The sequence below is a fragment of the Mesotoga sp. UBA5825 genome (assembly GCF_002432955.1).
Taxonomy (GTDB): Bacteria; Thermotogota; Thermotogae; order Petrotogales; family Kosmotogaceae; genus Mesotoga.
Map to the genome: position 1 here is coordinate 1 of NZ_DJHG01000066.1, position 8,341 is coordinate 8,341.

The following is an 8,341-nucleotide window of genomic DNA, read 5'->3' on the forward strand; positions in this document are numbered from 1 at the left end:
CTAGACGAAATTCCTCAGTTCTTCGATATAATAAGAGGTACAATGTCATTCATTGGTCCTAGACCAGAACAGCCACGATTTGCAGAAGAGCTTTCTGAGGAGCTCCCTTACTACAAACTAAGGCATAAAGTGAAGACAGGACTGACCGGTTGGGCTCAGACCAATTATAAGTATGCTGCTACAATAGAAGAGCAGGAGAAGAAGCTAAGTTATGATCTATTCTATGTCAAGAATCAGTCAACAATGCTTGATCTTCAAATAATTCTCAAGACATTCGAGACAGTACTATTCAGAAAGGGTGCGAAGTGAAGTTAAGCTATATGTTGCTAGCGAAGGATAAATCGAAGTGAAAGATCAAATAGTAACTGTTATTGTTCCAACTTATAATCATGAAGAATTCGTGGTTGAGTGTTTAGAGAGCGTTAAAGCGCAAGATTACAGGCACATTGAGTTGATAGTTGCTGACGATTGTTCAAGTGACAGAACTGTTGAGAAGATCGATATATGGCTTTCAAAGAATCGCGAAAGATTCACGGAGTGCAAAATCATTGTGCAGAACGAAAACTCTGGGACAACTAGTAACTTAAATGCGGCTCTTCAACAATCAACGGGAGCTTATATAAAGTTCATAGCCGGTGATGATTTTCTGGACAATACGGCTTTGACGGAGCTTGTCAGTTTTGTAAATCACGAAAGCAACATTATGTGGGTTTGCGGACAGGTTGTTCCCTTAATTCGTTCTGAGAATGAGGAGGTTCTTCTGAGTCCAAAACCTGGTAAGAGAAGTGCTAGATACTTTGGATATGACGCTTGGACTCAATTCAAGTGCTTGAGTATAGATAATTTTGTTCCCGCGCCGGGTGTATTGTTTCAAAGACAAGCAATAGAAACCGGTTTTGATAGTTCATATAGAATCCTTGAAGACTACCCTACCTGGCTTAGATTAACTAACATGGGACACCCCGTAAGGTTGCTACAAAAACCTGTTGCTTACTGGAGAAGACACTCAACTTCCACTTCTGCTTCGGCCTTCGGGAGGATTAATACTCAGTATTTCGTAGATAATCTGAACGCTATTCGAAAACTTATTAATCCAAATCTAGATAAAACAGACATGTTTGTTCGGAGATTCGTTAAATCGAAGGAAATCTACATTGCTCGACAACTTATAGAAAAAGGGAATTTGGAAAACTACCGTACAGCAGGAAAACTGAACAGGTTTAGGAAAGCAGTCAATGTGCTTGGAATATATGATTTTTTGAGAAGAGCTTTTTGGAAGTAAGGATTGCTGTTAATGACATCTACTGAACTACAACATAGGAGACCACAATGTCGCTGAACTCTATTAAGTTACACAAACGAACAGCCGAATCGCTGGATCTCGGTTCACTCGTTTTCTTCGAAGCAAACAGGGATATCCCTTTCGCTTTCAAGCGTGTTTATTATACCTATGGTGTGAAAGAAGAGGTTGTTCGCGGTCATCATGCGCATAAGGCCTTAGAACAACTATTGATATGCGTTTACGGAGCAATCGAGATTATGTGCGATAATGGCGAGAAGAAAGAATATACTGTTCTGGATGATCCCGCGAAAGGACTGTATGTTGGTACAGGGATATGGCGAACTATGAAATGGCTCAAAGATGACAGTGTTCTGCTGGTTCTTGCTTCTGAATACTACGATGAGTCTGATTATATTCGTGATTACGACGAGTTTATCAGGCTTGTGAAGGAGGGTTACTGGAAGAGATGAAAGTGCCTTTCAATGTTCTCAGACCTCAGTATCTCATGTTCAAAGAAGAGTACGATAGAGCAGTCCTTGAAGCTCTCGATTCAGGCTGGTACGTGCTCGGAGAGAAAGTGAGTCAATTCGAGCGGGAGTTTGCCGATTACGTTGGTGTCAGGCATTGCGTTAGCCTAAACTCTGGTCTGGATGCGCTTGTTCTCGCTTTCAGAGCGCTTGGCATTATGGAGGGTGATGAAGTTATTGTTCCGGCAAATACCTATATCGCTTCGGTTCTAGGAGTGACTGAGAATGGGGCCACGCCAATATTTATCGAACCGGACAAATTCTACAACATCGACCCCACAAAGATAGAAGAGGCAATTACGAAAAGAACGAAGGCAATACTTCCAGTACATCTCTACGGCCAGCCCGCAAGAATAGAAGAGATAATGGTAATTGCAGAGAAATACAATCTATTTGTCGTCGAAGACTGTGCACAGGCACATGGAGCGACGATCAATGGAAAGAATATCGGGACCTTCGGTGACATAAACTGCTTCAGTTTCTTCCCCACGAAGAACCTCGGGGCCTTCGGAGACGCCGGGGCGATCGTCACTGATAACGAAGAGCTCGCAGAAAAGATGCGCAAGTTGCGTAACTATGGAAGTGTCAAGAAATACTACCACGAGATAGAAGGCGTGAATTCTAGGCTGGACGAGATCCAGGCCGCGTTGCTGAGTGCAAAGCTCAAGCATATGACCGAGCTTGAGGACGATAGAAGAAGAGTAGCCGAGAAGTATCTCGAAGAGATAACCAATCCCCTGATAGGGCTACCGAAGATCAAAGAAGGCTTCAAACACGTGTGGCATCTCTTCGTTGTCAAGTGCAATCAGAGAGATGAACTACAGAGATATCTGTCTGACAACGGAATAGGTACTCAAATACATTATCCAGTTCCGCCGCATCTCTCGGGAGCTTACGAACGTTTTGGATACAAAAAGGGAGACTTCCCGATAACCGAGGATTATGCAGACACGGTTCTCAGCCTTCCCTTATATAACGGAATGACAGATGAAGAAGCCGATTATGTGATTGAAAAGATAAATATGTTCAAAGGGGTGAGTGTATGAGGGGCGTTATTCTAGCTGGCGGCAAGGGGACGAGGCTTTATCCATTAACGAAGTCCTTGAACAAGCATCTGCTTCCTGTAGGGCCTGAGCCTATGATCTACAACCCTATCCACAATATGCAGGCTAGTGGAATTAAAGACATTCTGATAGTTACCAGTACAGAGCATATGGGAGATATGGTTAATCTTCTGGGAAGCGGCTCTGATTTTGGTCTGAGATTCGCGTACAAAGTTCAGGACGAGGCCAGCGGCATAGCCGATGCGCTAAGGCTTGCAAGGGAATTCGCGGGAGATGAGAACATTCTGGTAATTCTTGGAGACAACGTGTTTGAGAAACCTGTCGATTACTTTGTCAAGAATTATGAGAGCGTTCAGAAGAGGAAAGGCGCCAGAGTTCTGCTTGTTAGAGTTTCGGATCCCCAGAGGTTCGGTGTTGCCGCGCTAGACGAGCAAAAGGTGGTAGAGATCCAGGAGAAACCTGAGAATCCAAAGAGTGATTATGCCGTTGTCGGAGCCTATATCTATGACAGAAGGGTCTTCGATGTCATAGACCATATAAAGCCTTCAGCAAGAGGCGAGTATGAGATAACCAGCGTCAACAACAGGTATATCGAGCTGGGAGAACTCGAGTACGATTTCGTTCAGGGCAGGTGGATGGATACAGGTACTTTCGAATCCTACTATGTGGCCAACAAGATCATGTACGAACATTACTTCGAGAAGATGGGAATAGAGAAGATTGACTGATGGGGGGAGTATCTTGAACACGATCCTTATTACAGGCGGAGCAGGGTTCATCGGCAGCAACTTTGTAAACCATATTCTTGAAAAAAGAGAAGAGCTGCAGATAATAGTTCTAGATTCCCTCACATATGCCGGGAATCTCGCCAATCTATCCAGTCACCTTGATGACAGCAATATCATCGTTCCTGAGAGCCACGAGAGACTGGAACCTATAAGCTATGATCTTTCCGGTAATAGCAGTGTTTTGTCGGATACTTCAAGGGACCTTGAGAGGCTGAAGTTCAAACTAAATAGCTTTGCGTATAATCAGACACCGGTAAATGAATTGCGCCAATTCGTAGAAGACGCCGTAGCAAGAAATCGGCTTGCATTAGTTGTAGGAAGCATCGAGGATAGAAATGTCGTTGAGCAACTCGTGCCTTTGTGCGATACGGTGGTGAATTTCGCCGCGGAAACCCATGTAGATAGATCGATACTCAACCCCGATCAGTTTATAAAGACCGATGTTTATGGAACTTACGTTCTGCTTGAAGCCTCAAGAAAGAATCCTGATCTGAAGAGATTCCTGCACGTATCGACCGATGAAGTGTATGGAGTAGCCTCTGAACGCAGCTTCTCGGAGAAAGATCCGATAAATCCTAGAAATCCTTACTCAGCGAGCAAGGCAGCTGCAGATAGGTTAGTTTACGCATATAACCAGACTTATGGTTTACCTGTGAACATAGTGAGACCGTCGAACAACTTCGGACCGAACCAATATCCTGAGAAACTTATTCCCGTGATGATAATTAAAGCCTTGAGAGATGGAAAACTACCGGTTTACGGAGATGGCAAACAGGTCAGAGATTGGTTGTTCGTTAGAGATACTGCCAGAGCGATAGAGTTAATTCTGGAGAGGGCTCCCATCGGTGAAGTTTATAATATCGCCGGCAGAAACGAAAGAGAAAACCTATTCATGGTAAAGACAATCCTTGAAAGACTGGGCAAGAGTACAGAACTGATAAACTATGTAAAGGACAGACCGGGACATGACGTAAAGTATTCTCTGGATGATAGCAAACTGAGAAATGAGCTCGGCTACTCCCCAGAGAAGGATTTTGAGAGTAATCTGAAAGAGACCATCGACTGGTATGTCAACAACCAAGAATGGTGGCAAAAGATACTCGACCACGACAAAGAATATCGCGAGTTTATGAATAGATGGTATAGGGAGAGATAAAAGTATAGGAGGGAGGTATGAGTAATGAGCTTGATAAACGACTCTGCAAAAGTCGCTACCAGCGCCAGAATTTTTGATGAAGTGATTATAGGTTCAAATGCGATTATTCACGACTTTGTGACCATCTTCCCAGGAGTGACAATTGAAGACAATGTCGAGATTATGGAAGGCGCAGTTATCGGAAGATTGCCAAGGGGAGCACGTGCAACTTCCAGAAAGGTTAGAGAAGATTTCGGAAAGGTCGTTATAGGTGAAGGATCAGTAGTCTCACCTAATGCAGTTATTTATACTGATGTCGTTATAGGAAAAGGAACTCTTGTCGGTGACGGGGCATCAATTCGTGAGGCCTGCCGTATCGGAGATAATTGCATTATCAGTCGTTGTGTAACTGTGAATTACAATACCAAAGTTGGCAATAGGACAAAAATAATGGATAATACTCATATAACAGGCAATATGGTTATTGGCGATGATGTATTCATTAGCGTGCTAGTTGCAACTACGAATGACAATAACATCGGTTTGCAGGGATATGATGAAGAGAAAGTGGTAGGACCAACGATTGAAGATGGTGTAGCGATTGGAGCTGGAGCAAATATTCTTCCAGGAGTTATCGTAGGCGAAGGGGCCATTGTTGGAGCGGGAGCAGTGGTAACAAAAAATGTACCGAAAAGAACCCTGGTTGTCGGTATACCTGCTAAGGCTGTTCGAGAGTTGTGAGAAGGTCTGTTCCGTAGAACCTGAATTCAATGATTGATTTGTAAGTCACTTTCTATAAGCACCGTGATTGCGCGATTACTACATCCTTAAGAAAATTCACTGACGAGGTGAAGAGCACTGTGAATCATATCTGTGTAATGACAACTGTACATAGGCCCGATGATGTGAGAATTACAAAAGAAATAGACACTCTAAAAACGCTTGGGGTTAAGATAACGTTTCTTGCTCCAGAGGGGAAATGTCCGCTTATGGGAGTAGAACATGTAACTCTACCTGTTTTCAAGAGCAGACTGGCACGAATCATGTTCTCAATAACTAGAGTATTCAAAATTGCATACAAGATAAATGCTGATATCTATCATTTTCATGATCCTGAACTAATACCAGTAGCAATAAAGTTGAAAAAGATCGGTAAAAAGATCATCTATGATGTTCACGAAAATAATCCGGCAGCAATTCTCAACAAAGAATGGTTGCCAATCTTTTCTAGAAAAGCAATTTCTAGAATATTCGAAAAATTTGAAGACAGAAGTGCTAAGCTTTTTGATGGTATCGTAGTAGTAACAGAGGATCAGGAAAAACATTTCTCAAGTCTATCACAAACCATAGTTATGCCCAATTACAGAAAACGTGCCGTGACTCAGTCGGGATGTTTTGTCGAACGTGATCCAAAGTCTCATGTAAGATTTGTCTATGCTGGGTCGATTTCTAGAATGACTTGTATAGAAGAAATAATTAATGCTTCTCTCATACTTTGGAAAGAGAACAAAGATTTCGATGTACATATAGCTGGCCCAGTAGTAGACTCGAAGCTAAAAAGAGTCCTGGAACAAGTTCCAGAACCAATAAAATACAGAGGATTTTTGGATCGAAACGAAGCTGAAGAAATGGTTAAGAATAGCGATGTTGGACTTCTACTATATTCAAAAGAAGATAAAAACGCACTTCAGTGCTCACCAAACAAGCTTTTTGAGTATTTGTCATTGGGAAAACCTATAATAGCTTCAGATAATGCTTATTGGAGACAGATCTTAGATCAGAGAGATTCGAGCTTGTATGTCAATGATCCGTCTGATCCAGAAGAGATTGCTGAGAAAATGAACCTTATGATCGAAACTGGCTTAAGAAGAAGAAAATCGTTAGGATCATTGGAGTTAGGAAGAATTTTCTCATGGGAGTCAATTGAAAGCCGTTTGACAAATCTTTATAATTTTTTGCTTTAGAAGGAATTCCACGATATATTTATTAATCGTTGGTTGGTGGTAGATTTGCGAATGCCCGATCGAATTGTTCTTTCCATTGCAAATGGAACTTATGTGTGGTTCTACTTCCTAGGGCTAAGAAGTGTCGCTAACGTTTACAGGTATCTACGATTTGGGATAACACAGTGGTTCAATTTCTATAATGGAACACCACAACTCCTGCTGNNCTGGTGTCATTTATAAGTATTATTTGCTTACTATCTACATACTTTCTTTTGAGTTATGTAAAAGAGAAGCTTGCTGTATTTTGGATGCTATTTCTTATGAATACAGTACTAGGGCCAACAGCTGTATTCTCAGTTGCTTCTTCCGGATCTATTAGTACATTTATTTCTGCAATACTTGCTATACTAGTTGGAGTAATTACGATTCTTATATTCTCCCGACTAGTTTCTCCTCGAGATATTAAGAAATACCTATCTCTTGAATTGATTAAATGGGTATTATGGGTACTCCTAATACTTACTTTGTCATATGGAATCTACAGAAATGGTATCCCTATGTTTTTATCAGCGTTTTCATCTTCTCAGATATCCGTAATTAGAGGTACTGGTAACTACACAGGCATTATGGCATATATGTACAATATAGTAACTGGGTCTGCAATACCCATTCTTTATGCAGTTTACTATAATAAAGGTAAGCTAATTGTTTGCCTGATTTTGGGAGTATCAATGCTTTTACTTTCTCAATATGATGCAAACAGATCTATTATGTTGATATCTTACCTCTTACTAATTTTGACACTTTTTAAGAAAGTTGAGAATAAAGTGAGTTTGAGATACATTACAATATTCCTAGTTTTTGCGTTGCTTTTTGTTGTTATGATTATGCCACCATTATTGTATTCAACTAACAGAGCAGTTGTGGAGTTCTCGTCGCTTCTTTATTGGAGAGCGTTGGTAATTCCAGCTCAGGTTAATTCAATGTGGATTTCATACTTCGAAAATGGGGAAGCAGCTTTCAGGGGAATTTCTGATATAGGGCCTTTAAAACTGTTCAGTGATCTTCCTTACATTCCACATATTTTTCGCGAACTTTATGTTTGGATTGGATCAGCTAACACTGGATATCTTGCTGAAGGTTACAGTCGAGCATCATTACTTGGTGTATTATTATTATCATTTATGGTAGCTGTCCTTCTCATATTCCTTGATAGGCAAACTGAGAAAATTTCAAATTCCACAATTTGTAGAATTATCATTACTTCAGGTGTAATATATTTAACAAATGTGGAGTTTTTTACTGTTCTTTTGACTAAAGGATTGCTTTTGACTATTTTTGTATTAGCTTTCGTAAGAATGAAAGTCTATAAATAATAATATACATAGATCAATTTTTTTCATAGTAAATTAGTAACTTAATCTTTTTTTGAGGTGACAAGGTTGATAATAACGTTAATAGGCGCTCGCCCGCAATTCATAAAGGAAGCAATCGTAGGAGCAGAACTTAGAAAAGCAGGTATTGATGAAGTTCTTGTCAATACCGGGCAGCATTACGATGCCAATATGTCGGACGTCTTTATACAGGGCTTGAGCATCA

At 41.0% G+C, this 8,341-nt stretch carries 9 protein-coding genes and 1 pseudogene; all 10 read left to right on the forward strand.

Going from position 1 to position 8,341, the window contains the following annotated elements; all coding sequences use genetic code 11:
- Window positions 1-309, forward strand: a 309-nt coding sequence (locus tag B3N33_RS06130) for a sugar transferase (RefSeq protein ID WP_292592526.1), incomplete at its 5' end; no start/stop codon positions are given.
- Between the two features lie 37 nt (window positions 310-346).
- Window positions 347-1,282, forward strand: coding sequence for a glycosyltransferase family 2 protein (locus B3N33_RS06135; protein ID WP_292592527.1), 936 nt, complete (start codon window positions 347-349; stop codon window positions 1,280-1,282).
- 47 nt (window positions 1,283-1,329) lie between these two features.
- Window positions 1,330-1,752 carry a sugar 3,4-ketoisomerase gene (locus B3N33_RS06140; RefSeq protein WP_292592529.1) on the forward strand — a complete coding sequence of 141 codons (423 nt, stop codon included), beginning with the start codon at window positions 1,330-1,332 and terminating at the stop codon, window positions 1,750-1,752.
- On the forward strand, window positions 1,749-2,855 hold the full coding sequence (locus tag B3N33_RS06145) for a DegT/DnrJ/EryC1/StrS family aminotransferase (RefSeq protein WP_292592531.1): 1,107 nt from the start codon (window positions 1,749-1,751) through the stop codon (window positions 2,853-2,855). The genes B3N33_RS06140 and B3N33_RS06145 overlap by 4 nt, the downstream gene beginning before the upstream one ends.
- On the forward strand, window positions 2,852-3,601 hold the full coding sequence (locus B3N33_RS06150; RefSeq protein ID WP_292592533.1) for a sugar phosphate nucleotidyltransferase: 750 nt from the start codon (window positions 2,852-2,854) through the stop codon (window positions 3,599-3,601). Before B3N33_RS06145 ends, B3N33_RS06150 begins: the two co-directional genes overlap by 4 nt.
- 13 nt (window positions 3,602-3,614) lie before the next feature.
- Entirely contained in the window at window positions 3,615-4,817 is a 1,203-nt protein-coding gene (gene rfbB / locus B3N33_RS06155; protein WP_292592535.1) for a dTDP-glucose 4,6-dehydratase, read from the forward strand.
- 24 nt (window positions 4,818-4,841) lie between these two features.
- Complete coding sequence (locus tag B3N33_RS06160) at window positions 4,842-5,537, forward strand: N-acetyltransferase (RefSeq protein ID WP_292592537.1); 696 nt, start codon at window positions 4,842-4,844, stop codon at window positions 5,535-5,537.
- Between the two features lie 119 nt (window positions 5,538-5,656).
- On the forward strand, window positions 5,657-6,760 hold the full coding sequence (locus tag B3N33_RS06165; RefSeq protein WP_292592538.1) for a glycosyltransferase: 1,104 nt from the start codon (window positions 5,657-5,659) through the stop codon (window positions 6,758-6,760).
- Between the two features lie 302 nt (window positions 6,761-7,062).
- Window positions 7,063-8,118: a hypothetical protein gene (locus B3N33_RS06170; protein WP_292592540.1), complete on the forward strand. Its 1,056-nt coding sequence runs from the start codon at window positions 7,063-7,065 to the stop codon at window positions 8,116-8,118.
- A gap of 57 nt (window positions 8,119-8,175) precedes the next feature.
- Window positions 8,176-8,341 (forward strand): annotated as a pseudogene (locus tag B3N33_RS12955) (UDP-N-acetylglucosamine 2-epimerase (non-hydrolyzing)); the annotation flags it as partial.

Coding starts and splice junctions, on each gene's coding strand:
- B3N33_RS06140 (WP_292592529.1), top strand. CDS start 1,330: ATGTCGCTGAACTCTATTAAGTTACACAAACGAACAGCCGAATCGCTG.
- B3N33_RS06145 (WP_292592531.1), top strand. CDS start 1,749: ATGAAAGTGCCTTTCAATGTTCTCAGACCTCAGTATCTCATGTTCAAA.
- B3N33_RS06150 (WP_292592533.1), top strand. CDS start 2,852: ATGAGGGGCGTTATTCTAGCTGGCGGCAAGGGGACGAGGCTTTATCCA.
- B3N33_RS06160 (WP_292592537.1), top strand. CDS start 4,842: ATGAGCTTGATAAACGACTCTGCAAAAGTCGCTACCAGCGCCAGAATT.
- B3N33_RS06170 (WP_292592540.1), top strand. CDS start 7,063: ATGAATACAGTACTAGGGCCAACAGCTGTATTCTCAGTTGCTTCTTCC.